The 25,123-nt window shown below is 72.2% G+C and carries 23 protein-coding genes and 1 riboswitch; of the genes, 7 read left to right on the forward strand and 16 right to left on the reverse strand.

Features of this window, described 5'->3' with window-relative positions; genetic code table 11:
* The first annotated feature begins 47 nt into the window (after positions 1-47).
* The gene (locus ACZ7DY_RS21520; protein WP_471137547.1) at positions 48-500 is read left to right on the forward strand and encodes a DUF3093 domain-containing protein; all 453 of its coding nucleotides are present in this window, start codon (positions 48-50) and stop codon (positions 498-500) included.
* A 32-nt stretch (positions 501-532) separates the two neighbouring features.
* Here ACZ7DY_RS21520 and ACZ7DY_RS21525 read toward each other — a convergent pair whose 3' ends face one another.
* The 4 genes from ACZ7DY_RS21525 to ACZ7DY_RS21540 form a co-directional block, all read right to left on the reverse strand.
* On the reverse strand, positions 533-1,474 hold the full coding sequence (locus ACZ7DY_RS21525) for a hypothetical protein (protein WP_471137548.1): 942 nt from the start codon (positions 1,472-1,474) through the stop codon (positions 533-535).
* 13 nt (positions 1,475-1,487) lie between these two features.
* Positions 1,488-1,784 (reverse strand): DUF4193 domain-containing protein, encoded by a 297-nt coding sequence (locus tag ACZ7DY_RS21530; protein ID WP_030357326.1) that lies wholly within the window; start codon positions 1,782-1,784, stop codon positions 1,488-1,490.
* Between the two features lie 396 nt (positions 1,785-2,180).
* Entirely contained in the window at positions 2,181-3,428 is a 1,248-nt protein-coding gene (locus tag ACZ7DY_RS21535) for a sensor histidine kinase (protein WP_471137549.1), read from the reverse strand.
* A gap of 6 nt (positions 3,429-3,434) precedes the next feature.
* Positions 3,435-4,088, reverse strand: coding sequence for a response regulator transcription factor (locus tag ACZ7DY_RS21540; protein WP_471137550.1), 654 nt, complete (start codon positions 4,086-4,088; stop codon positions 3,435-3,437).
* 312 nt (positions 4,089-4,400) lie between these two features.
* Between ACZ7DY_RS21540 and ACZ7DY_RS21545 the strand changes: the two genes are divergently transcribed.
* Positions 4,401-4,574: a hypothetical protein gene (locus ACZ7DY_RS21545; RefSeq protein ID WP_165283794.1), complete on the forward strand. Its 174-nt coding sequence runs from the start codon at positions 4,401-4,403 to the stop codon at positions 4,572-4,574.
* A 92-nt stretch (positions 4,575-4,666) separates the two neighbouring features.
* Here ACZ7DY_RS21545 and ACZ7DY_RS21550 read toward each other — a convergent pair whose 3' ends face one another.
* Together ACZ7DY_RS21550 and ACZ7DY_RS21555 are read right to left on the reverse strand one after the other, a co-directional pair.
* Positions 4,667-5,482, reverse strand: coding sequence for an inositol monophosphatase family protein (locus ACZ7DY_RS21550; RefSeq protein WP_471137733.1), 816 nt, complete (start codon positions 5,480-5,482; stop codon positions 4,667-4,669).
* An 11-nt stretch (positions 5,483-5,493) separates the two neighbouring features.
* Positions 5,494-6,621 (reverse strand): ferrochelatase, encoded by a 1,128-nt coding sequence (locus ACZ7DY_RS21555; protein ID WP_471137551.1) that lies wholly within the window; start codon positions 6,619-6,621, stop codon positions 5,494-5,496.
* A 169-nt stretch (positions 6,622-6,790) separates the two neighbouring features.
* Between ACZ7DY_RS21555 and ACZ7DY_RS21560 the strand changes: the two genes are divergently transcribed.
* Together ACZ7DY_RS21560 and ACZ7DY_RS21565 are read left to right on the forward strand one after the other, a co-directional pair.
* A complete protein-coding gene (locus tag ACZ7DY_RS21560) occupies positions 6,791-8,035 on the forward strand; it encodes an MFS transporter (RefSeq protein ID WP_471137552.1) in 1,245 nt (414 codons plus the stop codon).
* Positions 7,989-9,314 (forward strand): D-arabinono-1,4-lactone oxidase, encoded by a 1,326-nt coding sequence (locus ACZ7DY_RS21565; RefSeq protein ID WP_471137553.1) that lies wholly within the window; start codon positions 7,989-7,991, stop codon positions 9,312-9,314. Before ACZ7DY_RS21560 ends, ACZ7DY_RS21565 begins: the two co-directional genes overlap by 47 nt.
* Positions 9,315-9,321: 7 nt before the next feature.
* Here ACZ7DY_RS21565 and ACZ7DY_RS21570 read toward each other — a convergent pair whose 3' ends face one another.
* Positions 9,322-10,578 carry a hypothetical protein gene (locus ACZ7DY_RS21570; RefSeq protein WP_471137554.1) on the reverse strand — a complete coding sequence of 419 codons (1,257 nt, stop codon included), beginning with the start codon at positions 10,576-10,578 and terminating at the stop codon, positions 9,322-9,324.
* Between the two features lie 463 nt (positions 10,579-11,041).
* Here ACZ7DY_RS21570 and sepH point away from each other — a divergent pair, with 463 nt between their 5' ends.
* Positions 11,042-12,142 (forward strand): septation protein SepH, encoded by a 1,101-nt coding sequence (gene sepH / locus ACZ7DY_RS21575; RefSeq protein WP_471137555.1) that lies wholly within the window; start codon positions 11,042-11,044, stop codon positions 12,140-12,142.
* Positions 12,143-12,283: 141 nt separating this feature from the next.
* Here sepH and ACZ7DY_RS21580 read toward each other — a convergent pair whose 3' ends face one another.
* A complete protein-coding gene (locus ACZ7DY_RS21580; RefSeq protein WP_471137556.1) occupies positions 12,284-13,111 on the reverse strand; it encodes a sulfurtransferase in 828 nt (275 codons plus the stop codon).
* 446 nt (positions 13,112-13,557) lie between these two features.
* Between ACZ7DY_RS21580 and ACZ7DY_RS21585 the strand changes: the two genes are divergently transcribed.
* Positions 13,558-14,283, forward strand: coding sequence for a VOC family protein (locus ACZ7DY_RS21585; protein ID WP_471137557.1), 726 nt, complete (start codon positions 13,558-13,560; stop codon positions 14,281-14,283).
* A gap of 1 nt (position 14,284) precedes the next feature.
* Here the strand turns inward: ACZ7DY_RS21585 and ACZ7DY_RS21590 are convergent, their stop codons facing one another.
* The 4 genes from ACZ7DY_RS21590 to ACZ7DY_RS21605 form a co-directional block, all read right to left on the reverse strand.
* Complete coding sequence (locus ACZ7DY_RS21590; protein WP_471137558.1) at positions 14,285-14,947, reverse strand: thymidine kinase; 663 nt, start codon at positions 14,945-14,947, stop codon at positions 14,285-14,287.
* A 43-nt stretch (positions 14,948-14,990) separates the two neighbouring features.
* Complete coding sequence (locus tag ACZ7DY_RS21595; RefSeq protein ID WP_471137559.1) at positions 14,991-16,178, reverse strand: alkaline phosphatase family protein; 1,188 nt, start codon at positions 16,176-16,178, stop codon at positions 14,991-14,993.
* Positions 16,178-16,765 (reverse strand): DUF5998 family protein, encoded by a 588-nt coding sequence (locus ACZ7DY_RS21600; RefSeq protein WP_471137560.1) that lies wholly within the window; start codon positions 16,763-16,765, stop codon positions 16,178-16,180. Before ACZ7DY_RS21600 ends, ACZ7DY_RS21595 begins: the two co-directional genes overlap by 1 nt.
* Before the next feature lie 113 nt (positions 16,766-16,878).
* The gene (locus ACZ7DY_RS21605; protein ID WP_471137561.1) at positions 16,879-19,701 is read right to left on the reverse strand and encodes a bifunctional acetate--CoA ligase family protein/GNAT family N-acetyltransferase; all 2,823 of its coding nucleotides are present in this window, start codon (positions 19,699-19,701) and stop codon (positions 16,879-16,881) included.
* Positions 19,702-19,856: 155 nt separating this feature from the next.
* Here ACZ7DY_RS21605 and ACZ7DY_RS21610 point away from each other — a divergent pair, with 155 nt between their 5' ends.
* Positions 19,857-20,138, forward strand: coding sequence for an HPr family phosphocarrier protein (locus tag ACZ7DY_RS21610; RefSeq protein WP_030021209.1), 282 nt, complete (start codon positions 19,857-19,859; stop codon positions 20,136-20,138).
* Between the two features lie 145 nt (positions 20,139-20,283).
* Here the strand turns inward: ACZ7DY_RS21610 and ACZ7DY_RS21615 are convergent, their stop codons facing one another.
* From ACZ7DY_RS21615 to ACZ7DY_RS21630, 4 genes are all read right to left on the reverse strand, one after another.
* The gene (locus ACZ7DY_RS21615) at positions 20,284-20,976 is read right to left on the reverse strand and encodes a GntR family transcriptional regulator (protein ID WP_471137562.1); all 693 of its coding nucleotides are present in this window, start codon (positions 20,974-20,976) and stop codon (positions 20,284-20,286) included.
* Between the two features lie 170 nt (positions 20,977-21,146).
* Positions 21,147-21,950, reverse strand: coding sequence for a M23 family metallopeptidase (locus ACZ7DY_RS21620; RefSeq protein ID WP_471137563.1), 804 nt, complete (start codon positions 21,948-21,950; stop codon positions 21,147-21,149).
* Positions 21,951-21,962: 12 nt separating this feature from the next.
* Positions 21,963-22,125, reverse strand: a riboswitch (cyclic di-AMP (ydaO/yuaA leader).
* Between the two features lie 217 nt (positions 22,126-22,342).
* Complete coding sequence (locus ACZ7DY_RS21625) at positions 22,343-23,728, reverse strand: M16 family metallopeptidase (RefSeq protein WP_471137564.1); 1,386 nt, start codon at positions 23,726-23,728, stop codon at positions 22,343-22,345.
* The gene (locus ACZ7DY_RS21630) at positions 23,725-25,086 is read right to left on the reverse strand and encodes a M16 family metallopeptidase (RefSeq protein ID WP_471137565.1); all 1,362 of its coding nucleotides are present in this window, start codon (positions 25,084-25,086) and stop codon (positions 23,725-23,727) included. The genes ACZ7DY_RS21625 and ACZ7DY_RS21630 overlap by 4 nt, the downstream gene beginning before the upstream one ends.
* Between the last annotated feature and the right edge of the window lie 37 nt (positions 25,087-25,123).

Here is a 25,123-nt window from a genome sequence, read left to right on the forward strand (position 1 = left end):
TTACCTCCGCGTCAGCGCGGCGACCGCACCGTGCCAAGCTTGGTTCCATGCAGCCTTATGAAGAACGCCTGACGGCGCCCCGTTCGTGGTGGTTCGCCTCGGTCCTGGTGGGTGTCGCGATGGCCCTGATCCTGCTGCCGTTCGGCACGCTGCCGCTCCTCGGCGGTCTGGTCGGCGGCACGGCTGTGGCGGCGGTGGTCACCAGCGCGTACGGCGCCGTGCGGATCCGCGTGGTGGCGGGCTCGCTGGTCGCGGGCGACGCGAAGATCCCGGTCTCCGCCCTGGGTGACGCGGAGATCCTCAGCGGCGAGGAGACCCGCGCCTGGCGCACCTACAAGGCCGACCCGCGCGCCTTCATGCTGCTGCGCGCCTACATCCCCACGGCGCTGCGGGTGAACATCACCGATCCCGAGGACCCCACTCCGTACGCGTACATCTCGACGAGGCACCCGGAGGAACTGGCCGCGGCGCTGGATTCGGTACGGCAGAGCGCGCCGTAGAGGCATGTGGGAGGGCACGCCGGGGGGCGTGCTCAGCGTCCCAGCTCCCGGGGGACCTCCCCCATCCGCAGAGGATCGCTCGGCTTCTCCAGGGGCGGCAGCTCCGGCAGCGCGTCCCACGGCACCTGGGTCTTGCGCAGGTCCCGCCGGATCCGTGCGGCGAGCTTCTTGGTGTCCCGGCGGTTCATGACCGCTCCGACCGCCGCGCCCACCATGAAGGGCATGAGGTTCGGCAGATTGCGGACCATCCGCTTCATGATCTGCTGGCGCAGCTCGCGCTTCATCTGGCCGCCGAGCGCCGTGTTGAACGTCGTCGGCTTGGTGACATCGATGCCACGCTCTTCGGACCAGGAGTTCAGATACGCCACGCTGCGCTGTTTGAGATTGCCCTCGGGCCGTCGGCCGTAGACCTCGTGCAGCTCGGCGATGAGCTTCAGCTCTATGGCGGCGACGCCGGTGATCTCCGCCGCGAGCTCGGCGGGCATCGCGGGCGGCACCGGGAGCATCGCGGCGGCCCCCACGCCGGCGCCCACGGTGGACGTCGCGTTGGCGGCACCCGCGACGAGCTTGTCCGCGAGCTGTTCGGGGCCGAGGCCCGGGAACTGCTTGCGGAGGGTCGCCAGATCGCGGACCGGGATCCGCGGGGCGTTGTCGATGAGCCGGTCGGCGAGGTAGCCGATGCCGGCCTTGGCGCCGCGCCCGCCCTTGCGGACGCCTTCCACCACGCTTCCCGTGACGGCGGCAACGCGGCTGACCCTGGACCCGGCCTCATCGGCTCTCCGAGCGGTCCTGGGCGCCTTGTCGGCCGCCGTCTGGTCCGGCCTCGCCTCCAGGGCGTTCGCCGGTTCGAGCGAGGCTGCTCCGTCGGTGGAAGAGCCTCGCCCGTCGTCACGTGCACCGGCGCCCTGGACGCCGGTCCTGTCCGCTCCGCGCTTGCCGAAGCGGCGCTTCCTGAACGGGGTCGAGCCAGTCACGGCCGACCCCGCCTCAGTCGCAGTCGCGGCAGATCGGCTGGCCGTTCTTCTCGCGGGCCAGCTGACTGCGGTGGTGCACCAGGAAACAGCTCATGCAGGTGAACTCGTCCTGCTGCTTCGGGAGCACCCGGACGGCGAGCTCCTCGTTGGAAAGATCGGCGCCGGGCAGTTCGAGACCCTCGGCGGCCTCGAATTCGTCGACGTCGACCGACGAGGTCGACTTGTCGTTCCGCCGGGCCTTGAGTTCCTCGATGCTGTCCTCGTTGACGTCATCGTCGGTCTTGCGTGGGGTGTCGTAGTCCGTTGCCATGTCGCGCCTCTCCCCCTCTGGGTGTCTGCGGTGTCTCAGCGCACGTAACGCGTGAGAGGCCGGACTTGTGCCCGACCTGAGGCGGAGATTTTGCCTCACATCAAGGTCTGTTACTCAATCGACACCCAACCGCACCTCCGGAGAGGCGATCGGTTTGGATGGCGATCGGGACCGTACACGGTCCGAAGGTCGCACTTCACAGGCGCCACCCCGTGTACTTCCCGTGATCAAGACCCCTGAAAACCCGGATTTTCCCGGCTTTCCGACGACTTTCACGATCACGGAGAGTAGATGGCCGTAAATTCGCCCCTGTGATCGATCACACATGAAATTTCCTGGATCAGGTCCCGAAAATTCCGCGCAAAGCGAACATCGCGGCGCGTCCGCGGCAGCATCTCAGAGAGGAAGGGTGACTCGCATCACGAGTCCTCCCCCCTCGCGCGGCTCCGCGATGATACGGCCACCGTGGGCCCGTGCCACCGACCGGGCGATCGACAGGCCGAGCCCGACGCCCTTGTCGCTGCCCGTTCGCTCGGTCCGCAGCCGCCGGAACGGCTCGAAGAGATTGTCGATCTCGTACGCGGGCACCACCGGGCCCGTGTTCGACACCACCAGGACCGCCTGACCGTGCTGGGCCTCCGTGGTGACCTCCACCCAGCCCGCGTCCGCCACGTTGTACCTGACGGCGTTCTGGACGAGGTTCAGGGCGATCCGCTCCAGGAGGACGCCGTTGCCCTGGACGACGGCCAGGCCGCGCTCCCCGCGGATCTCCACGTGCTTCGCCTCGGCCTCGGCCCGCACCTGATCGACGGCGCGGTTGGCGACCTCGGCGAGGTCGACCGGTTTGCGCTCCACGATCTGGTTGTCGCTGCGGGCGAGCAGCAGCAGGCCCTCGACGAGCTGCTCGCTGCGCTCGTTGGTGGCCAGCAGCGTCTTGCCGAGCTGGTGGAGCTCCGGCGGCGCCCCGGGATCGGAGAGCGACACCTCGAGGAGCGTGCGGTTGATCGCCAGGGGCGTGCGCAACTCGTGCGAGGCGTTCCCGACGAACCGCTGCTGGGCGGTGAAGGCCCGCTCCAGCCGGTCCAGCATCTCGTCGAAGGTGTCCGACAGCTCCTTCAGCTCGTCGTCGGGCCCGTCCAGTTCGATGCGGCGGGTCAGATCGGTGCCGGCCACCCTGCGCGCGGTACGCGTGATGCGGCCGAGCGGCGAGAGGACGCGGCCCGCCATCGCGTACCCGAAGGCGAAGGCGATCACGGCGAGGCCGAGCAGGGCGAGCAGCGAACGGCTGAGGAGATTGTCCAGGGCGTTCTGCCGCACCTGGTTGACGCATTCGTTCAAGGCGTCGTTGAGCTGCGTCTCCGTGGGGTGCTGGGGCAGTCCCTGGAAACTCGCGCAGGTCTGGCTGCTCACCGTGGACCGGCCGGTGACCCGGAACGGCAGGTCGCTGCCGACGTTCAGGGCCTGCGCCGCCAGCAGGTAGATGATCGAGAGCAGCAGGATGCCCGCGATCAGGAACATTCCGCCGTAGAGCAGCGTGAGGCGTATACGGATCGTGGGGCGCAGCCACGGGAAGGGCGGCTCGACCTTCCTCGGGTCCCACGTGGGCTTGGGGGGCGCGGCTGGTGGCGCCGGGGTCGCGGCCACCGGGGGTCAGATCCGGTAGCCGGAGCCCGGCACCGTCACGATGACGGCGGGCTCGCCGAGCTTGCGGCGCAGGGTCATGACGGTCACCCGGACGACGTTCGTGAACGGGTCCGTGTTCTCGTCCCAGGCCTTCTCCAGGAGCTGCTCGGCGGAGACGACCGCGCCCTCGCTGCGCAGCAGCACTTCGAGGACGGCGAACTCCTTGGGGGCGAGCTGGATCTCCTTGCCGTCGCGGAAGACCTCGCGGCGGTTGGGGTCGAGCTTGATCCCGGCGCGCTCCAGGACGGGCGGCAGCGGCACGCTGGTGCGCCGGCCGAGGGCACGCACGCGTGCCGTGAGCTCGCTGAAGGCGAAGGGCTTGGGGAGGTAGTCATCCGCGCCGATCTCCAGGCCCTCGACGCGGTCGCTGACGTCACCCGAGGCGGTGAGCATCAGGACGCGGGTCGCCATACCGAGCTCGACGATCTTGCGGCAGACGTCGTCGCCGTGGACGAGCGGGAGGTCCCGGTCGAGCACCACGACGTCGTAGTCGTTGACCCCGATGCGCTCCAGGGCGGCCGCTCCGTCGTACACGACGTCGACGGCCATGGCCTCCCGGCGCAGTCCGGTGGCCACCGCATCGGCGAGCAGCTGCTCGTCCTCGACGACGAGTACGCGCACGTCGTAGTCCTTCCTGTGTGCCCCTGCGGGCAGGTCTGTCTAGGGGATGGGCCTCCATCCTGCCCCTTTCGGCCGTAAACCGGCTGTAAGACGGCCTGTCATCGGTCCCCGGGCCCGGGAATGCCGGATTTTCTCCGCCGGTTGAGGTTTCTGCGGAAGGGAGCGGGGGGAGGACGGCCTTACACCCGCGATCACGCTTTGTATGTGGCACGCCACAAACTGCTTTCCGCAGAGCGGCTTGAGACGTGATCGCCCCTTCTTGAGGCACACCCCCGTGCCATCGACCCACGACCCAGCCGAGGGGGCGCAACCATGGACGCATTCACCGCAGGTCTCCTGCAGCGCATAAAGGCCACGGAGTCCGACCTCACGAAGGCCCGTGAGACGGGAGACGACTTCCTTGCCGAGGTCGAGCTGGCGGAGCTGGAGGACCTCCACCGCCTGGCGGCCGAGCACGGCGTCGAGGTGGGCGTGCTGCACGCCTGACCGAATCCCGGCACGACAGACCACCGCGAAGGGCCCCGCCACCGCAGGACGAGGTGGCGGGGCCCTTCCGTGCGCGCGGGGCGTTTCGGCCGTCAGTCGTGCCAGGCGCCGAGGTCCTCCAGGAGGCCCTGGAGCGTCTCGAAGAGGGCGGGCGGGGCCGCGAGGGCCAGCTCGCCCGTGAGGGGCTCTCCGGGGCGGCCACCGGTCAGCGCGCCCGCTTCCCGGGCCACGAGGTCGCCGGCGGCGTAGTCCCACGGGTTCAGTCCGCGCTCGTAGTACGCGTCGAGGCGGCCCACCGCGACGTCGCACAGGTCGATCGCGGCCGACCCGCCCCGGCGGATGTCGCGGACCCGCGGGATGAGGTGGCGGGCCACCTCGGCCTGCCGGACGCGGCGCTCGGTGAGGTATCCGAAGCCGGTGCCGACCAGGGCCTGGTCGAGGGAGGGGGCGGGGCGCACGCGGGCGGGCCGGTCGTTGACGTGGGCGCCCTCGCCGAGGACCGCGCGGTAGGTCTCCCCGCGCATCGGCGCGTGCACGACGCCGACGAGGGTCTCGCCGTCCTTGCGGGCGGCGATGGACACGGACCAGTCGGGGCGGCCGTAGAGGTAGTTGACGGTGCCGTCGATGGGGTCGATCACCCACTGCACGCCGCTGCTGCCCTCGAAGCTCGCGCCCTCCTCGCCGAGCACGCCGTCGTCGGGCCTGAGCTCGGCGAGGAAGCCGGTGATCAGCTTCTCGGAGGCGATGTCCATCTCCGTGACGACGTCGACGGCACTGGACTTGGTGGCGGCCACGCCGAGGTCGTCGGGGCGGCCGTCGCGCAGGAAGGCGCCGGCGCGGTGCGCGGCCTCCAGGGCGACGTCGAGGAGTTCGGCCTTGAGGGCGGTCACGTCGGTCACTGCGGTCACCTCGGGGTTGCTCACGCGTACGGGCTGTCGGCGCCCGCGGCGGCGGGCTTGGGGGCGCGGGCGGGGCAGCAGCCCACCGGGCACAGGTCGTGGCTCGCGCCGAGGGTGCCGAGGGCGCAGGGGGTGACGGCGGCGCCGCTCTCCGCGGCGGCCCGCTCCAGGACCAGCTCCCTGATCGCCGCGGCGAACCGCGGGTCGGCGCCGACCGTCGCCGAACGGCGGACCGGAAGGCCCAGCTCCGCCGCCTTGGCCTCGGCCTCGGTGTCGAGGTCGTACAGGACCTCCATGTGGTCCGAGACGAAGCCGATGGGGACCATGACCACCGCGGGGGCACCGGCCGCCCGCCGCTCCTCCAGGTGGTCGCAGATGTCCGGCTCCAGCCACGGGATGTGCGGGGCGCCGCTGCGCGACTGGTAGACGAGCTGCCAGGGGTGCTCCACGCCGGTCTCGGCGCGGACCGCGTCGGCGATGAGGCGGGCCACGTCCAGGTGCTCCTTGACGTACGCGCCGCCGTCGCCGTGCTCCTCGACCGGGCCGGAGGTGTCCGCGGCGGCGGTCGGGATGGAGTGCGTGGTGAACGCCAGGTGCGCTCCGTCCCGCACGTCCTCCGGGAGTTCGGAGAGCGACTTCAGGACGCCGTCGATCATGGGCCGGACGAAGCCGAGGTGGTTGAAGTAGTGCCGGAGCTTGTCGACCTTGGGCAGCTCCAGGCCCTCGGAGGCGAGGACGGCGAGGGAGTCCGCGAGGTTCTCGCGGTACTGGCGGCAGCCGGAGTACGAGGCGTACGCGCTCGTGGCGAGGACCAGGATGCGGCGGCGGCCGTCGGTGACCATCTCGCGCAGGGTGTCGGTCAGATAGGGCGCCCAGTTGCGATTGCCCCAGTAGACGGGCAGGTCGAGGCCGTGGTCCGCGAAGTCCTTGCGCAGGGCGTCGAGCAGGGCGCGGTTCTGGTCGTTGATCGGGCTGACCCCGCCGAAGAGGAAGTAGTGCTGCCCCACCTCCTTGAGCCGCTCCGTGGGGATGCCGCGCCCGCGCGTCACGTTCTCCAGGAACGGGACGACGTCGTCCGGGCCTTCGGGGCCACCGAACGAGAGCAGCAGCAGGGCGTCATAGGGAGTCGAATCCAGCGCGTCGGACATGCATCCGATCCTGCCACCCGCCACCGACAGCCGGAAAACGGCCTCCGCCGATCGGAAAAACCCGGTGCGCCCCGCGGCACCGGAGCCGTAAGCTGTATAGGCCACCTTTACGCCTTACCCGGAGCCCTCCGCCTGACGGAGGGCCGGCCGGAGCCCCAGCGGAGTCCACGTGCCCAGCCCCTACCGCGCCATCTTCGCCGCCCCCGGCACCAAGGCCTTCTCCGGCGCGGGGTTCCTCGGCCGCATGCCGCTGTCGATGATGGGCATCGGCATCGTGACCATGGTGTCGCAGCTGACCGGGCGCTACGGCCTCGCGGGCGCGCTGTCGGCGACGGTCGCCCTGTCGGCGGCCGCCATCGGGCCGCAGATCTCCCGGCTCGTCGACCGGCACGGTCAGCGCCGGGTGCTGCGGCCCGCGACGCTGGTCTCCCTGGCCGCGGTCGCCGGGCTGCTGCTCAGCGCCAAGTTCGAGGCGCCCGACTGGGCGCTGTTCCTCTTCGCCGCCCTGGTCGGCTGTGTGCCGAGCGTCGGCTCGATGATCCGCTCGCGCTGGGCGGCCCTCTACCGCGACACCCCGCAGCTGCACACCGCCTACTCCTTCGAGTCGGTGGTCGACGAGGTCTGCTTCATCTTCGGGCCGATCATCTCCATCGGTCTCTCCACGGTGTGGTTCCCGGAGGCCGGTCCGCTGCTCGCCGGTGTCTTCCTCGCCGTGGGCGTCTTCTGGCTGACGGCCCAGCGGGCCACCGAGCCGGTGCCGCACCCGCGCGAACACCACACCAAGGGCTCGGCGCTGCGCTCGGGCGGTCTCCAGGTGCTCGTCGCCACCTTCGTCGCTACCGGTGCGATCTTCGGCTCGATCGACGTGGTCACCGTGGCGTACGCGGAGGACCAGGGCCACAAGTCCGCGGCCAGCCTGGTCCTCGCCGTCTACGCCCTCGGCTCCTGCCTGGCCGGCGCGGCCTTCGGGCTGCTCCACTTCAAGGGGGCGCCGGCCCCCCGGTGGCTGCTGGGCGTCTGTGCGATGGCCGTGAGTATGATCCCGCTTCAACTGGTCGGGAACCTTCCGTTGCTGGCCGTGGCGTTGTTCGTGGCGGGCCTCTCCATCGCACCGACGATGATCACGACGATGGCCCTCGTCGAACAGCACGTACCACGCGCGAAACTGACCGAGGGCATGACCTGGGTGAGCACCGGACTCGCGGTCGGCGTCGCGCTCGGCTCCTCCGCGGCCGGCTGGGTCATCGACGCCGCGGGGCCGGACGCCGGGTACGGGGTGCCGGGCGTCTCCGGTGCCGTCGCGGTCGCGGTCGGGTTCCTGGGCTACCGCCGGCTGAAGAGGCCGGTTCCGCGACGGGGAGGGACCCATGAGTTCGGGCACGGGCAGCGGCAGGACCACAGCGACGTGGCGTAACTGGGCGGGCAACGTGACGGTGCGGCCGGTCCGCGAGGCCACGCCCGCGTCGGTCGACGAACTGGCGGCGGCGCTGCGCCGCGCCAAGGAGGACGGTCTCAGGGCGAAGCCCGTCGGCACGGGGCACTCCTTCACGGCGACCGCCGCGACCGACGGCGTCCTCATACGCCCCGACCTGCTGACCGGCATCCGTGCCGTGGACCGCGCGGCGGGCACGGTCACCGTGGAGGCCGGCACCCCGCTCAAGCGCCTGAACGCGGCGCTCGCCCGCGAGGGCCTGTCGCTCACGAACATGGGCGACATCATGGAGCAGACCGTCTCGGGGGCCGTCAGCACCGGCACGCACGGCACGGGCCGCGACTCGGCCTCGATCGCCGCCCAGATCAAGGGCCTTGAGCTGGTCACCGCGGACGGCACGGTGCTGACCTGCTCCGCCGACGAGAACCCCGAGGTCTTCGCCGCGGCCCGGATAGGGCTCGGCGCGCTCGGCGTGATCACCGCGATCACCTTCGCGGTGGAGCCGATCTTCTACCTCACCGCCCGCGAGGAGCCGATGACCTTCGACCGGGTCACGAGCGACTTCGACGCGCTGGTCACCGAGAACGAGCACTTCGAGTTCTACTGGTTCCCGCACACCGGCAACTGCAACACCAAGCGCAACAACCGCAGCCCGGGCCCCGCCGCTCCCCCCGGCAGGATCAGCGCCTTCGTGGAGGACGAACTCCTCTCCAACGGCCTCTTCCAGGTCGTCAACTCCCTGGGCCGGGCCGTCCCCGCGGCCATCCCCGGCATCGCGAAGATCTCCAGCAAGGCGCTCTCCGCGCGGACGTACACGGACATTCCCTACAAGGTCTTCACCAGCCCGCGCCGCGTGCGGTTCATGGAGATGGAGTACGCGGTGCCGCGCGAGGCCCTCGTGGAGACCCTGCGCGAGCTGAAGGCGATGGTGGACCGCTCGCCGCTGCGGATCAGCTTCCCCGTGGAGGTCCGCACCGCGCCCGCGGACGACATCGCGCTCTCCACGGCATCGGGCCGGGAGAGCGCGTACATCGCCGTCCACATGTACCGGGGCACGCCCTACCAGGCGTACTTCGCGGCCGCCGAGCGGATCTTCACCGCGCACCAGGGGCGGCCGCACTGGGGCAAGCTCCACACGCGCGACGCGGAGTACTTCGCCGAGGCGTACCCCCGCTTCGGCGAGTTCACCGCCCTGCGCGACCGCCTCGACCCGGACCGCCTCTTCGGCAACGACTACCTGCGCCGGGTCCTGGGCGCCTGACCCGCCGCTACGGAGTGGGCGTCCCGCCGTCCCTGGCGTCCTGGCCGCCGTCCGCGGGAGTGGACGGCGTGGGCGTCGGGGTGGGCGGGGTGGGGGTGGGCGTCGGGTCCGTCTTGGAGCCGTCGTCCCCGGAGTCGGTGCCGTCGTCCTTGCCGGTGTCACTGCCCGTGCCGTCGTCCGGGTCGCCCTTCGAACCGGAGTCGGTGCCGTTGCCCGTGCCGTCGCCGGTGCCGCCGCCCGGGGTGCGCCCGGTGCCGTCCGGGTCCTGGGAGGCGTTGCCGTCGCCCTGTCCGGAGCCGTCACCGGTGCCCGGCGTGCCGTGGTCCGAGGGCTGGCCGGACGGCTCGTCGTCGGGCGTGCGCTTCTCCGAAGAGGAGTTGTGCCCCGAGAAGCCGTTGCCGATCGTGGTGCCGTGGCCGCCGCTGAGGTCCTTGCCGGAGACCAGTTCGTATGTGGTGATCCCCGCCATGGAGACGCCGAAGACGACGGCCGCGGCGATCAACGGCCGCTTCCAGCTGCGGATCTGCGCCCGGTGCGTGGTGCCCTCGGTGAACTCGTCCGAGAGCGGCGGCGGTGCGAAGGCCGTCGTCGGGGCGGGCGCCGGGGTCGGGCCCGCGGCGCGGAGCACGCGCGTGGCGTCGTCGCGCGGCAGTGCCTGGGTGGCGTCGACCGCGCCCAGGAGCTGGGTCCGCTCGGCCTCGTCGCCCGCGCCGCCCCCGACGGAGGGCAGCACCGTGGTGGCCTCCGCGTCCGCGGGCGGCGGCACCGTGGCCGGGTCGGCGTCGGCGTGGGGCAGCACCGCGGTGGGATCGGCGTCCGTGGTGATCGGCAGCGCCGTCGTCGCGTCGGCGTCCGCCCCGGTGCCCTGCGGTCTTCCCCACGTCGTGGTCACCGGCCCGGTGGCCCGCACGGCCCCGGTGTGGCCGGTGGCCCTGAACGTCTCGGGCACCTGAGCGGCCGCCTTCACCGGGACTTGCCGGGCCTTCGGCTTGACCTGCACGGTGACGTCACGTATCTGCTCGCCCGTGCGCTTGAAGAAGTGCTGGAAGACGGTGCCGCCGCAGGTCGCGATCGCGCTCACCACACCGGCGCCGAGGATCGTCCCGTAGACGCCGAGGTTCGAGGCGAGCTTGGCCGCCACGACCGCGGCGATGGCGCTCCCCGCCACCTGCGGCAGACTCAGATCGAGCCGTCGCTGCTCACCCGACTCCTCCTGGTCCTTGGACTCCTTCGACTCCTTGCCGGAATCCGGCTTTTCACGCATCTCCGACCCTTGCCTGCCTTTCTCGACCGACTACACGAGACAGGGACGTATGGGCGAAGTGTTTAGTTCCGATTCGGGACTTTCCGTGAAGTGCGCCACCCGCGCGCGGGGGTACCGGGGCAGGGGCGGGCGCCAACTCCCTTCCGCCACGAGAAGTTCGGCGGCGCGGCGGTCCACCCGCATGGCCCGAATGGAGTACTGTTGCGAGCCCTGGGTCCGGTCTCCCGCCAGGGTGCCCGGGGCCTTCCAGAACCGCCGGGTGGGGGGCTCGCTGCACAGGGTGACGAACGTCGTCACTTAGCGTTGCGAAATGGTAACCGTGCCATAACGGCGATCCAGGGCCCATGCCCGACACGCCGGGCAACTCGGCAAGGTTGTGGCAGGCTGCACCCGGGCAGGCCACACTCGACTAGCGGAAGCAGCGACGCACGTGACGTCGGCAGGCACCACCCGGGAGGTCCCCATGCCCGAACTGCGTGTCGTGGCCGTCAGCAACGACGGCACACGGCTGGTGCTGAAGGCTGCGGACAGCACGGAGTACACGCTTCCGATCGACGAGCGGCTGCGTGCGGCCGTCCGCGGCGACAGGCCCCGACTCGGACAGATCGAGATCGAGGTGGAGAGCCACCTCCGCCCGCGCGACATCCAGGCACGGATACGTGCCGGCGCCAGCGCGGAAGAAGTGGCCCAGCTCGCGGGCATCCCCGTCGATCGCGTCCGCCGCTTCGAAGGACCCGTGCTCGCGGAGCGCGCGTTCATGGCGGAGCGTGCCAGAAAGACCCCCGTGCGCCGTCCCGGCGAGAACACCGGGCCCCAGCTCGGCGAGGCCGTGCAGGAGCGGCTGATGATGCGGGGCGTCGACAAGGACACCGTCCAGTGGGACTCCTGGCGCCGGGACGACGGCACCTGGGAGGTCCTGCTCGTCTACCGCGTCGCGACCGAGCCGCACTCCGCGAGCTGGACGTACGACCCGCCCCGGCGGCTCGTCCAGGCCGTGGACGACGAGGCCCGTTCGCTGATCGGCGAGACGGACGACATCTCCGCGCCCGAACCGAGCTTCCCGTTCGTGCCGCGCATCGCCCGGCTGCCCAGGGACCGGGCATCGGACCGGCCGCTCGACCGTGCCCTGGAACGCCAGTTGGACCGCCCGAGCATCCCCGCGCCTCCGGCCGATCCGCCGGAGGAGGGCACCGGCGCGGGTTCCGCGGTCGCCGAACAGGAGCGCGACTCGCTGACCAGCCTGCTGGAAGCGGTGCCCAGCTTCCGCGGTGACATGGTCGTACCGGAGCGGCCCGTGGTCTCCACCACCACGGAACTGCCGCCGTCCGTCCAGGAGGAGCCCGAGCAGGAAGCGGACGCCGAGGAGCCCCCGGCGGCGTCGGCGGGCGCCGGAGCGGCCTACGCGGACGTCCTCATGCCGCGCTCGGTGGCGAGCCACCGCGACCGCCTGGTCGGTTCCACGGACCGCCAGGCCGAGGCCGACGGCGTGCGCCCGGGCCGCCGCGCGGCGGTCCCCAGTTGGGACGAGATCGTCTTCGGCACGCGCCGCAAGAAGCAGGAGTGACCCACGGCACCCCGCCGCCCGGCGGATGCCATGGAGAGGGGGTCCACACCCGGTCGGTGTGGGCCCCCTCTCCGTGGTGGCCGGAAAACACCGCGGGCCGGGAAGCCGTCGCGGATCAGCGAGTTACTTCGGGTCCGGGAGTTACTGCGGGTCCGGGCCGGTCGCCACGGGGCGCGCGGGGTCGGCCGACCACTGCGACCAGGAGCCGACGTAGAGCGCGGCCGGGATCCCGGCCACCGCGAGGGCGAGGACCTCGTGGGCGCCCGAGACCCCCGAGCCGCAGTAGACGCCGATCTCCGAAGTCTCGGACGCGCCCAGGGCCTTGAAGCGGCCGGCGAGCTCGGTGGCGGGCCTGAAGCGGCCGTCCTCCGCGACGTTCTCCGTGGTCGGCGCCGACACCGCGCCCGGAATGTGCCCCGCCACGCTGTCGATCGGCTCGACCTCGCCGCGGTACCGCTCGGCCGCGCGGGCGTCAAGGAGCAGGCCGGAGCGGGCGAGAGCGGCGGCGGAGTCCGCGTCCAGCAGGTCGGTGCTGTTCGGCGCCGGCTCGAAAGAGCCCTCCTCGGGGGTCGTGCCCGAACCCCGTTCGAGCGGTCCGGTCCACAGTCCGATGCCGCCGTCCAGGACGCGGACGGACGCGTGCCCCGTCCAGCGCAGCATCCACCACAGGCGTGCCGCCGCCCAGTTCTGGCCACCGTCGTACACGACGACGTCCCGGTCCCCCGAGACCCCCGCCGCCCGCATCACGGCACCGAAGTGGGCCACGTCGGGCAGGGGGTGGCGGCCGCCGGCGCCCGCGGGACCCGCCAGGTCAGCATCGAGATCGATGAAGACGGCCGACGGAATGTGCCCTTCCTCGTACGCGGAGCGCTGGGAGCCCTGGTGCTCCCAGCGGACGTCGAGCAGGACCGGCGGGTTCTGGCCCGCGAGTTCGCCCGCGAGTTGCGATGCGGAGATGATGGGATTCATGGGCCCATCCTTGCGTACGGGGTGGTCGCGCCGCCAAGGTGCGGCTACCCTGCTCGGCCGGACCACGCCCGAACACGGGGCGTATGGAACCATGCACGCCCTGTACGACAGATGAACATCGCGCGGCCATCGCGCGTTCACGGATGAGCAACCCGAAACCGGGCATCTTCCGCGGGAAGCCGGACAGCGCGGCGCGGTCGGACCGCGTGACGCGGTGGGCGGTGCGAGCATCTGCACGGGCGCGAGTCCGCGCGGCGATCGTGCGCGCATTCGAGAGTGGTAGCTGACCGGCCGTCACGACGGCCGAGGAGAGGGTGACGATGACCGAGGCGCGGGCGAATGGGGTCCCCCCTGGACGGGGCTCCTCGGAGTCCTTGGGGCACGTGCGCGGGGACGGCGCGGAAACCGGTCGGCGCAAGCCCGGCACGCCCTGCTGGGTGAGTCTGATGACGCACGACCTGACCGCGACCCAGGAGTTCTACGGAGCGCTCTTCGGCTGGGAGTTCCGGCCGGGACCGGAGCAGCTCGGGCCGTACGTGCGCGCCCTGCTCGACGGGCGCGAGGTGGCGGGCATCGGCCGGCTGCCCGCCGACCGGCATCTGGCCATCGCCTGGACGACCTACCTGGCGTCGGACGACGCGGACGCGACGGCCGACGCGGTGCGGCACTGCGGCGGCACGGTCGGCGTGGGGCCCATCGACGCGGGCGAGGCCGGGCGGCTGGCGATCGCGTCCGACCCGTCGGGCGCGGTGTTCGGCATCTGGCAGGCGGTGGCCCATCTGGGGACCGCGGTGCTCGGCAGGCCCGGCACGCCGGCCTGGAACGAACTGGTGACGCGGGAGACGGCGGGCGTACTGAAGTTCTACGAGTCGGTCTTCGGCTGCACCGAAGAGGCCGATGTCTCGGCCGACTTCGACCATGCGACACTGCGCGTGGACGGCCGGCCGGTGGCGTCGGTGCGCGGTGTGGGCCAGGCACTGCCGCGCGACCGGGGCCCGCACTGGATGACGTACTTCGAGGTCGCCGACGTGGACGAGGCGGTCGAACGGGTCGTCGGACTCGGCGGCCACGTCGTCGAACCGGCCGACGAGGGCGACCACGGGCGGTCGGCGACGGTCGCCGACCCGGACGGCGCGGTCTTCGCCGTCGTGCACACGCCCGACGGCGGCTGATTCAGGCCCGGGCGGGGGTCGTGTCGACCGGCAGCACGTCGGGCGACAGGGCTCCCGCGCGGGCGGTCGCCGCCGTCGCCCTGCGCCGGTGATGGCGGCGGCACAGCACCTCGTAGCCCACCTCGTCCGAGGACTGGTCGACGTCGCCCACCACGACCTGGGCGCCCTCGACGACCATTTCGCCGCCTATGGTGCGGGCGTTGTGCGTGGCGCGGGCCCCGCACCAGCAGAGGGCCTCGACCTGGAGCACCTCGACGCGGTCGGCGATCTCGACCAGGCGCTGTGAGCCGGGGAACAGCTTGGAGCGGAAGTCCGTGGTGATGCCGAAGGCGAAGACGTCGAGGCCGAGGTCGTCGACGACGCGGGCGAGCTGATCGATCTGGTCCGGGGCCAGGAACTGCGCCTCGTCCGCGATCACATAGTCCGCCCGGCCGCCCCGCGAGAGGTGGTCGACGAGGTGGGCGTAGAAGTCGAAGTCGTCCGCGGCCTCGATCGCGTCGGTGACCAGGCCGAGCCGGGAGGAGAGCTTGCCCTCCCCCGCGCGGTCGTCCCGAGTGAAGATCATCCCCTGGAGTCCGCGGGCGGAACGGTTGTGCTCGATCTGCAGAGCCAGTGTGCTCTTTCCGCAGTCCATCGTTCCGGAGAAGAACACCAGCTCGGGCATGGGGGGTTGCGGACCTTTCGGGGGCGTATGGGCAGGGGGACGGTCAGGAGCGTACTTCGAGGAGCGGGACGAACTGCTCCACGGGGGTCATGGAGCCGTGCATGCCGACCAGGGCCGACTCGTTGGGCTCACGCTCCGAGGCGATGATCGCGGCGTCGTCGTGGGCGGCGGCGATGACGTCGCCGAGGCGCCCGTACACACGTTGATCAATGTGTGGACCGAACCAGCCGGCCGCGATCGCCTCGTCGCGGGAGGCCACCCAGAACTGCTCGCCGAGCACCTCGCGCCAGACCGTCAGGACGTCGTTCTCTGCGCCCGGGACCGCGTACACGTGCCGGGCGCGGCCCTCGCCGCCGAGGAGGGCGACGCCGGCGCGCAGCTCCCAGTCCTCGTCGAAGTCGATCCGGGACCGCTCGTCGAAGGGGATGTCGATCATGCCGTGGTCGGCGGTGACGTACAGGGCGCTGCGCGGCGGAAGTTTCTCGGCGAGGCGCTGCGCCAGCCGGTCGACGTACATGAGCTGGCCGCGCCAGGCGTCGGAGTCGACGCCGAAACGGTGCCCCTTGCCGTCCACCTCCGCGTAGTACGTGTAGACCAGGGAGCGGTCCCCCGCGGCCAGTTGCGCCGCGGCGAGGTCCATGCGGTCCTCTCCGGAGAGCCTGCCCCGGAAGGTGCCGCCGCTGAGGGCGACCTTGGTGAGCGGTGTGTGCTCGAAGGTCGGGGAGGAGACCTGCGCGGTGTGCACCCCGGCGTCGTGGGCCCGCTGGAAGACGGTGGGGTACGGCTGCCAGGCGTGCGGGTCGGTCCACGGATTCCAGCGGAGCTGGTTCATCAGGGCGCCGGTGGCGGGGTCGCGGACGGTGTAGCCGGGCAGGCCGTGCGCGCCGGGCGGCAGGCCGGTGCCGACCGAGGCCAGCGAGGTCGCGGTGGTGGCGGGGAAGCCGGCGGTGAGGGGCCGGCCCGTGCCGCCCAGCGAGCTGCCCAGGAGCGAGGCCAGGAACGGCGCCTCGTCCGGGTGGGCCTTGAGCTGCTCCCAGCCGAGGCCGTCGATCAGGAAGACGCAGTTCCGGTCGGCCGGGGCGAGTTCGGGGATGGCGGGCGCGAAGCCGTCGACCCCCTGGTGGGAGACGAGCGTGGGCAGCAGGTCGGCCAGCGATCCCGTGCCGTAGGCGGGCACCGGAGCGGTGTCGAGGGCGAGCGGTTGTACGTCGTCCCAATAGGGCAGGGACATCAGCGGGCGGTGTCCGCGGTCGCCTCGGACAGCGCCTGGGCGAAGGCGAGGGTCTGCCGCACGGCGTCCGGGCCGTCGCCCGCCTCGCTGACGCGCAGGCTCAGGTCGTCGGCGGTCGAGCTGCCCGTGTACCCGTGGTCCGCCTCGCAGTTGGGGTCGCCGCAGGCCGCGGGCTCCAGATCGAGGCGCGACACGGCGCCCCAGCCGATGGTCAGGACGACCTCGCGGGGCGGCGTACCGGGGACGTACTTCTCGGGGTTGGCGACGACGCGGCTGACCACGACGGAGGAGATGCGGCCGATCTTGACGGACTCGGTGGAGGTCGTCGCGTACGGCGTCGGGGACGTGCTGTCGGCCGCCTGCTCGTCGGTGTGGCTGACGATGAAGCGCGTGCCGGTCAGGACGAGGACGGTGACGTGCCGGCGCACTTCGTTGGCGTCGAACGTCGTCTCCTGGTGGACCAGGTAGGACCCGATGGCCTCGCCGCCGATCGCGGCCTCCACCGCCTCGGCCACGAGGGCCGGGTAGTAGCCGCTGCGCTCGATCGCCGCGCGCAGCCCCTGGGTCGTCGTACCGGTCTTTGCCATGCCGTCCATCCTACGGCCCGGTGCGGGGCGTACGGTGCCCCGCGGCCGCCCCGGTGCCGCGCGGGGGCCACCAGTACCCGAAAAGGGGCCCCGAGTACCCGTCACAGGCCGGTTCAGTAGCCGGGCAGGGTGCGGGGGCCGAGGTCGTCGCGGGCCGGCGGTGGCGCGAGGCGGACGGAGGCGCCGAGCACGGAGAGGCCGTGCTGGGCGACGACCACGGGCTCCAGGGAGACGGCGACCACCTCGGGGTGGTCGTCGACGAGCCGGGAGACCCGCTGGAGGAGCTCTTCGAGGGCCGGGGTGTCGACGGGCGCGGACCCGCGCCAGCCGAACAGGAGCGGCGCCGTCCGGATGGAGCGGACGAGCGAGGCCGCCTCCCGGTCGGTGACCGGGATGAGGCGGTGCGCGGTGTCGCCGAGCAGCTCGGATGCGGCGCCCGCGAGACCGAACGAGAGCACCGCTCCGGCCGCCGGGTCGATGACCGCGCGGACGACGGTGTCCACGCCGCGCGGCACCATGCCCTGCACGACGGGCCGCAGCTCGGCGGGGCTGCCGAAGAGGTCGGTCAATTCCCGGTACGCCCGGCGTAGTTGCTCCTCGTCGGTCAGGTCGAGGCGCACCCCGCCGAGGTCGGCGCGGTGGCGCAGGTGCGGGGCGGTGGTCTTCAGGGCGACGGGGTAGCCGATGACGCGTGCGGCCTGGGCCGCGGCGTCGGGGTCGGGCGCGGGCAGGGCGCGCCGTACGCGGATGCCGTAGCGCCTGAGCAGTTCGTGGGCGTCGTCCGGGGCGAGGGTGGCCCCGCGCGGGTCGCCGTCCTCGGCGAGCAGTTCCGTGATGCGCCCGGCCGTCCCGCTCTCGTCGATGTCGTCGTACTCGGGCACGCGCCCCGGCTCGGCTGCCTCGCGCCGCCACTGCGCGTACTTGACGGCTTCGGAGAGGGCACGTACGGCCCGCTCGGCGGCGGGGTAGGCGGGGATGCGGTACTGCTCCGAGGGTTCGGGGGCGGGCTCGGCCGGGGCCCCGGAGGGTCCGGCCGCAGCGGGGGCCGGGGCGGGGGCGTCGGGGCGGGTGCTGGTGGCGGCGGCCAGCGCCTCGGCGAGCCCGCCGAGCTCGACGTGGACCACGGCGACGGGCTTCGCGGGGCAGCCCGCCGCGGCGGCCCGCAGTTCGGTGGCGAGGGTCTCGGGGTCGGTGGTGGCGCCGTCCTCGCCGACCCAGGGGATGGCGTTGACGATCACCGCGTCGCAGCCGTCGTCGGACAGGGCCTCGGTGAGCGCGGCCCGGAAGTCGGCGGGGACGGCGCCCGTGGTGAGGTCGCGGGGCGGCAGCGGGCGCAGCCCGTCGGCGATGCACGCGTCGTAGGTGAGCAGCCCGAGCGACTCGGAGTTGCCGAGGATGCCCACCCGGGGCCCGGACGGCAGCGGCTGGCCGGCGAGCAGCAGTCCGGCGTCGACCATCTCCGTGACGGTGTCGACGCGGATGACGCCCGCCTGGCGCAGCAGCGCCGAGACCGTGGCGTGCGGCAGCCGGGTGGCCTGGACGGCATGTCCGGTCGGGGCGATGCCGCTGTGCCGGGCGCCCTGCACCACGACGAGCGGTTTGGCGGTGGCCGAACGCCGTGCGAGGCGGGTGAACTTGCGCGGGTTGCCGATGGTCTCCAGGTACATCAGCGTGACGTCGGTGTCCGGGTCCTCGTACCAGTACTGGAGCAGGTCGTTGCCGGAGACGTCCGCGCGGTTGCCGGAGCCGACGAAGGTGGAAAGGCCCGCTCCCCGCCGGTGCAGACCGGAGAGCAGGGCGATGCCGATCGCGCCGGACTGGGTGAACAGGCCGATCCGCCCGCGCGCGGGGGACTGCGGGGCGAGCGAGGCGTTGAGCCGCGTGCGGGGTGAGGTGTTGATGACGCCGAACGCGTTCGGGCCGATGATCCGCATGCCGTACGACCGGGCCTGGCGCACCAGTTCGCGCTGCCGCTCGCGTCCCTCGGCGCCGCTCTCCCCGTATCCGGCGGAGAGGACCACGAGCCCGCGCACGCCGCGCTCGCCGCACTCGGCGACGGCCTGCGGGACCCGGTCGGCGGGGACGGCGACGACGGCGAGGTCGACCGGCTCCTCGATCTCCGTGACGGAACGGTGGGCGGGCACGCCGTCGATGCCGTCGCCGGTCTCCTCGTCGAACGCGCTGTTGACCGCGTAGAGGCGGCCGGTGAAGCCGGACTCACGGAGGTTGCTCAGCACGCTGCGGCCCACTCCGCCGGGGACGCGGCCCGCGCCGATCACCGCGACCGAGCCGGGGGTCAGGAGCCGCTGCACGGAGCGTCCCTCGGCGCGCTGCTCGCGGGCGCGCTGCACGGCGAGCGAGCGGTCGGTCGGCTCCAGGTCGAACTCGAGGCGGACGACGCCGTCCTCGAAGCTGCGCTTCTGCTGGTAGCCGGCGTCCGTGAAGACCTTGATCATCTTGGTGTTGGCGGGCAGCACCTCGGCGGCAAAGCGGCGGATGCCGCGCTCCCTGGCGACGGCGGCGATGTGTTCGAGGAGCGCGGAGGCGACGCCGCGGCCCTGGTGGGCGTCCTGCACGAGGAAGGCGACCTCGGCCTCGTCGGCGGGTGCGCTGGCGGCCATGCCGCGCTCGTCGATGCGGTCGTAGCGCACGGTGGCGATGAACTCGCCGCCCACCGTGACGGCGAGTCCGACCCGGTCGACCTGGTCGTGGTGGGTGAAGCGGTGCACGTCCTTGGCGGACAGGCGGGGGTAGGGCGCGAAGAAGCGGTAGTACTTCGACTCGTCCGAGACCTGTTCGTAGAAGCTGACCAGGCGGTCCGCGTCCTCGGCCGTGATGGGCCTGATCCGGGCGGTGCCTCCGTCGCGCAGCACCACATCGGCTTCCCAGTGGGAGGGATAGTCCTGCCGCTCCTGCTGATCCGACGGGGTCTGCATGGGGCCAGGGTACGGGTCGCGCGGCCGCCGGGGCCGGGGCAGGCTAGGACGGGTCGAAGGGCGGCCGGGAGCAGGACGTACGTCCGGCAGAGCACCCGTGACGGCATGAGACACTGGTCTAGACAAGTGTGAGACACCTGGAAGGGCAGCAACACATGGCTGAGCGCCGCGTCAACGTCGGCTGGGCCGAGGGCCTCCACGCCCGACCCGCCTCCATCTTCGTCCGTGCGGCCACGGCCGCCGGCGTCCCCGTGACGATCGCCAAGGCCGACGGCAACCCGGTCAACGCGGCCTCGATGCTCGCGGTGCTCGGCCTGGGCGCCCAGGGCGGCGAGGAGATCGTGCTGGCCTCCGACGCCGAGGGTGCGGACGCCGCCCTCGACCGTCTGGCGAAGCTGGTCGCGGAGGGGCTCGAGGAGCTTCCGGAGACGGTCTAGGACACATTCCTGGAAAACGTCGATGGGGTCACCCGGAATTTCGGGTGACCCCATCGACGTTTTCGCTGCGGCCCGCATTCGGGTTCGGGTTCGGGTTCGGGTTCGGGTTCGGAAGAATTCCTTCTTCCTGTATACGGCGCCTCCGTTAATTCCGGAGGCTCACCGTGTTTACGGCATGTTGCGCATCCCTCACGCGGCGGGCGCCGGACCCGCGTCCGTGGCGCGGCCGGTGGGCCGCCACGGCCCGTTCCGCGTGCTCGGCGGTGAGCGCCCTGGCCCGCGGCGCGTCCCCGCGGGCCACCGCGTCGAGTATCGCCGCGTGCTCGGACCAGGACTGGGCCGGCGCCGCCGGGCTCTCCACCACGTACATCCAGGCGATCTTGTGCCGGAGCTGGGTGAGCAGCGCGCTGAGGCCGGGGCTGCCTGACGCCTGGGCGAGCGTCTCGTGGAACCAGCCGCCCAGGGACCGCAGATCCTCCCCCAGGCCGTTCCTGGCGCGCTGCTGGCCCAGCCTGACCAGTCCGCGCAGGACCTTGAGGTGCGCTTCCGTGCGGCGCTGCGCGGCGCGGGCGGCCGCGAGCGGTTCGAGCAGCGTGCGGACCTCCAGGAGGTCCGCGGCCTCCTGCTCGGTGGGTTCGGCGACGCACGCGCCCGCGTGCCTGCGGGTGACGACGAAGCCCTCGGCCTCCAGGGTGCGCAGGGCCTCGCGCACGGGCACGCGTGAGACGCCGTAGCGGCGCGCGAGGACTTCCTCGGCGAGCCGGCCGCCCCTTTCGAAGACCCCCGCGACGATGTCGTCCCGGATGGCCGTGCACACCGAATGCGCGGGAATGCGCATGAACGGACCTCCGCCCTCTCGTCTTCGACGACTCTATTGCAGAGTTTCGCGATTTCAGACGGAGATCCGGAATTCATGGAGGTCTTTTGGCCAAGGAGCGGTGGAGAACGCGAAGACCCCGGCTCGTGAGGAGCCGGGGCCTTCGTGCAGTGCTGCGGGGTACGCGTCGGTCAGACGTTGACGCCGTGCGCGCGCAGGTACGCGATGGGGTCGATGTCCGAGCCGTAGTCCGGGCCGGTGCGGGCCTCGAAGTGGAGGTGCGGGCCGCTGGAGTTGCCGGTCGAGCCGGAGAGGCCGATCTGCTGGCCCGGGGTGACCGTCTGGCCGACGGAGACACCGAGGGACGACATGTGGCCGTACTGGGTGTACGTGCCGTCGTTCATCTTGATGACCACGTTGTTGCCGTAGGCCCCGCCCCAGCCCGCCTCGACGACGGTGCCGGAGCCGACCGCGTGGACGGAGGTGCCGGAGGCGGCGTGGAAGTCGATGCCGGTGTGGCTGCCGGAGGACCACATGGCGCCGCCGGTCTGGTAGCCCGTGGAGACGTACGAACCGGAGACCGGGGCCACGTAGGTGTTCAGGCGCTTGCGCTCGGCCTCGCGGGCGGCGCGCTCCTTGGCCTCGCGCTCCTTCTTGGCCTTCGCCTTGGCCTCGGCCTCCGCCTTGCGCTTCTCCTCGGCCGCCTTCTTCTTGGCGGCCTCTTCGGCCTTCTTGGCGGCAGCGGCGTCGTCGGCGGCCTGGCGCTGGGCTGCGGCCTGCGCGTCGACGCTGTCGGCGAGCGAGTCGCCGACGGATATCGCCTGGGTGAGGCCGGTGTGCTCCACGGCCGCTTCGTCGGCGGCGGCGAGCGCGGGGGCGGCAAGGCCTCCGATGACACCGGTGGTGGTGAGCGCCGCGACACCCGCGACGTTCGCGGTGGTCCGCGTGAGACGGCTCGGACGACGGTGCTTCCCGGTGGCACGGGTGAACGCCATGTGGCGGGTGTTCCTTTCCTTCCCTCTCGCCTACCGGGTTAGCTGACGGGTTCGGAGCAGGAAGGTCTCCTACGGGTCCCTCACCTCGCGGCAAGGTGCCCGATTCACCCCAGGGGACATGTGGGTCCCCGGCTCCCCTGGCTTGCGCCGTACGGGGACTCGGCGATGACTGTCCGGTGCCGCGGATGCGGCGTACTGCGCGACGAACAGCCGGACCGACGCTAAACGGGGCCTCTTTCAATCCACAAACAGAACTCGACTTTTGTAGCGCACGCCACAGGGCAGACGGGCAACCACCGTATGAATACGGACATATGAGGACCCCGGCGGCCGAAGCGGTCACCGGGGTCCGATATGTCCTGACTGTCACTCAGCCCGTGCGCACGTCACCGTCAGCCCGTGACCACACTCACTTCGCCGATCCCGAGGGCCCTGACGGGCTCCTCGATCTGCGAGGCGTCCCCCACGAGGATCGTCACCAGACGGTCCTCCGGGAAGGCGTTCACGACGGCCGCGGTGGCCTCCACGGTGCCGGTGTCGGCCAGCCGGCGGTACAGCTGCGCCTGGAAGTCGTCCGGCAGGTGCTGCTCGACCTGGTCGGCGAGGGTGGCCGCCACGGAGGCGGCCATCTCGTACTTGAGGGGGGCCACGCCCACCAGGTTCTGCACGGCGACGTCGCGCTCGGCGTCGGTGAGCCCCTCGGCGGCGAGGGTGCGCAGGACCTTCCAGAGGTCCTCCAGCGCCGGCCCGGTGTTCGGGGTGTCCACGGAGCCGCTGATGGCCAGCATCGCCGCGCCCGTGCCGTCCGGCGCCGAGCGCAGGACCTGGCTGAACGCCCGTACGCCGTAGGTGTATCCCTTCTCCTCGCGCAGGACGCGGTCCAGGCGGGAGGTGAGCGTGCCACCCAGGCAGTACGTGCCGAGCACCTGGGCGGGCCAGACGCGGTCGTGCCGGTCGGCGCCGACGCGGCCGATCAGCAGCTGCGTCTGGACCGCTCCGGGACGGTCCACGATCACGATGCGGCCGCGGTCGTCGGCGGTCACCGGCGGGACCGGGCGGGGCTCGCCCGGGGAGCCCGTCCAGGCGCCCACGGTGTCCGCGAGGACGGCGTCCAGGTCGGTGCCGGCCAGGTCGCCGACGACGACGAGGGTGGCCGTGGCGGGCCGGACGTGCTTCTCGTAGAAGGTGCGCACCGCCGCCGAGTCGATGGCCGCGACCGTCTCCTCGGTGCCCTGGCGCGGTCGCGACATGCGCGAGGTCGCGGGGAAGAGCTGCTTGGACAGCTCCTTGGCGGCACGGCGGGGCGGGTTGGCGGCCTCGTGCGGCAGCTCGTCCAGGCGGTTGCGCACGAGCCGCTCGATCTCGCTGTCCGCGAAGGCGGGGGCCCGCAGGGCGTCGGCGAGCAGGCCGAGCGCCTTGGGCAGCCGGGAGACCGGGACCTCCAGGGAGACCCGCACGCCGGGGTGGTCGGCGTGGGCGTCGAGCGTGGCGCCGCACCGGTCGAGCTCGGCGGCGAACTCCTCGGCGGAGTGCTTGTCGGTGCCCTCGTTGAAGGCCCTCGCCATGATCGTGGCGACGCCGTCCAGGCCCTCGGGCTCGGCGTCGAGCGGCGCTTCGAGGTGGACCTCGACCGCGATGACCTGCTGGCCGGGGCGGTGGCACCGCAGGACGGTGAGGCCGTTGGGCAGGGTGCCGCGCTCGGGGGCCGGGAAGGCCCAGGGCTTGGCGGTGCCCGCCTGGGGCTGCGGGTGGAACTGCATCGTCGCGGCCTCGGTCACTTCGCCGCCTCCTCTTCGTCGGCGTCCTCGGCGGCCTCGGCGGGCTCGTCGGCGACGGTCACGGGTTCGTAGACGAGCACCGCGCGGTTGTCCGGCCGCAGGCGGGCCTTGGCGACCTCCTGGACCTCCTCCGCGGTGACGTCCAGGACGCGCTGCACGGCGGTGAGGGCGAGCTGCGGGTCGCCGAACAGGACGGCGTACCGGCACAGTTCGTCGGCGCGGCCCGCGACCGTGCCGAGCCGGTCGAGCCACTCGCGCTCCAGCTGGGCCTGGGCGCGCTCCATCTCCTCCGGCGTGGGGCCCTCCGCGGCGAAGCGGGCGAGCTCCTCGTCGACGGCGGCCTCGATGACGGGGACCTCCACGTCGCCGGAGGTCTTCACGTCCAGCCAGCCGAGCGAGGGCGCCCCGGCGAGGCGCAGCAGGCCGAATCCGGCGGCGACCGCGGTGCGGTCACGGCGCACGAGGCGGTTGTAGAGCCGGGAGGACTCGCCGCTGCCGAGGACGGTGAGGGCGAGGTCGGCGGCGTCGCACGCGCGCGTGCCGTCCTCCGGGAGGCGGTAGGCGGCCATCAGGGCGCGGGCCGGCACCTCCTCCTCGACGACCTCGCGCAGCTCCTTGCCGATGCGCTCGGGCAGGGAGCCGTCGCGCGGGGGCTGCTTGCCGTCGTGGCCGGGGATCGAACCGAAGTACTTCTCGATCCAGGCGAGCGTCTGCTCCGGGTCGATGTCGCCGACGACCGAAAGGACGGCGTTGTTGGGCGCGTAGTACGTGCGGAAGAACGCGCGGGCGTCCTCCAGGGTGGCCGCGTCCAGGTCGGCCATGGAGCCGATCGGGGTGTGGTGGTACGGGTGGCCCTCCGGGTACGACAGGGCGGTCAGCTTCTCGAACGCCGTGCCGTACGGGACGTTGTCGTAGCGCTGGCGGCGTTCGTTCTTGACGACGTCGCGCTGGTTCTCCATGGACTCCTCGTCGAGGGCGGAGAGCAGCGAGCCCATCCGGTCCGCCTCGAGCCACAGGGCCAGCTCCAACTGGTGGGCGGGCATGGTCTCGAAGTAGTTGGTCCGCTCGAAGCTCGTCGTGCCGTTGAGCGAACCGCCCGCTCCCTGGACCAGCTCGAAGTGGCCGTTGCCGTGCACCTGCTTCGAGCCCTGGAACATGAGGTGCTCGAAGAGGTGGGCGAGGCCGGTAAGCCCCTTGACCTCGTGGCGCGAGCCGACGTCGTACCAGAGGCAGACCGCGGCGACCGGGGTCAGGTGGTCCTCGGAGAGCACCACGCGCAGCCCGTTGGCCAGCCGGTGCTCGGTCGCTGTCAGGCCGCCGGAGCCGGCCCCGGCTGTGGCCGTGTGACCCATGGGCATGTACGTCCCTTCGATCGCTGGATCATCGCTGGATCAG

The organism is Streptomyces sp. NPDC037013 (genome assembly GCF_055607265.1).

Excerpts from the sequence above, each read along its gene's own strand:
- ACZ7DY_RS21545 (WP_165283794.1), top strand. The coding sequence starts at position 4,401 with ATGGACGCATTCACCGCAGGTCTCCTGCAGCGCATAAAGGCCACGGAG.
- ACZ7DY_RS21630 (WP_471137565.1), bottom strand. The coding sequence starts at position 25,086 with ATGCCCATGGGTCACACGGCCACAGCCGGGGCCGGCTCCGGCGGCCTG.
- ACZ7DY_RS21530 (WP_030357326.1), bottom strand. The coding sequence starts at position 1,784 with ATGGCAACGGACTACGACACCCCACGCAAGACCGACGATGACGTCAAC.
- ACZ7DY_RS21595 (WP_471137559.1), bottom strand. The coding sequence starts at position 16,178 with ATGTCCCTGCCCTATTGGGACGACGTACAACCGCTCGCCCTCGACACC.
- ACZ7DY_RS21600 (WP_471137560.1), bottom strand. The coding sequence starts at position 16,765 with ATGGCAAAGACCGGTACGACGACCCAGGGGCTGCGCGCGGCGATCGAG.
- ACZ7DY_RS21565 (WP_471137553.1), top strand. The coding sequence starts at position 7,989 with ATGAGTTCGGGCACGGGCAGCGGCAGGACCACAGCGACGTGGCGTAAC.
- ACZ7DY_RS21615 (WP_471137562.1), bottom strand. The coding sequence starts at position 20,976 with ATGCGCATTCCCGCGCATTCGGTGTGCACGGCCATCCGGGACGACATC.
- ACZ7DY_RS21610 (WP_030021209.1), top strand. The coding sequence starts at position 19,857 with ATGGCTGAGCGCCGCGTCAACGTCGGCTGGGCCGAGGGCCTCCACGCC.
- ACZ7DY_RS21605 (WP_471137561.1), bottom strand. The coding sequence starts at position 19,701 with ATGCAGACCCCGTCGGATCAGCAGGAGCGGCAGGACTATCCCTCCCAC.
- sepH (WP_471137555.1), top strand. The coding sequence starts at position 11,042 with ATGCCCGAACTGCGTGTCGTGGCCGTCAGCAACGACGGCACACGGCTG.
- ACZ7DY_RS21555 (WP_471137551.1), bottom strand. The coding sequence starts at position 6,621 with ATGTCCGACGCGCTGGATTCGACTCCCTATGACGCCCTGCTGCTGCTC.
- ACZ7DY_RS21570 (WP_471137554.1), bottom strand. The coding sequence starts at position 10,578 with ATGCGTGAAAAGCCGGATTCCGGCAAGGAGTCGAAGGAGTCCAAGGAC.
- ACZ7DY_RS21520 (WP_471137547.1), top strand. The coding sequence starts at position 48 with ATGCAGCCTTATGAAGAACGCCTGACGGCGCCCCGTTCGTGGTGGTTC.
- ACZ7DY_RS21620 (WP_471137563.1), bottom strand. The coding sequence starts at position 21,950 with ATGGCGTTCACCCGTGCCACCGGGAAGCACCGTCGTCCGAGCCGTCTC.
- ACZ7DY_RS21580 (WP_471137556.1), bottom strand. The coding sequence starts at position 13,111 with ATGAATCCCATCATCTCCGCATCGCAACTCGCGGGCGAACTCGCGGGC.
- ACZ7DY_RS21585 (WP_471137557.1), top strand. The coding sequence starts at position 13,558 with ATGACGCACGACCTGACCGCGACCCAGGAGTTCTACGGAGCGCTCTTC.
- ACZ7DY_RS21590 (WP_471137558.1), bottom strand. The coding sequence starts at position 14,947 with ATGCCCGAGCTGGTGTTCTTCTCCGGAACGATGGACTGCGGAAAGAGC.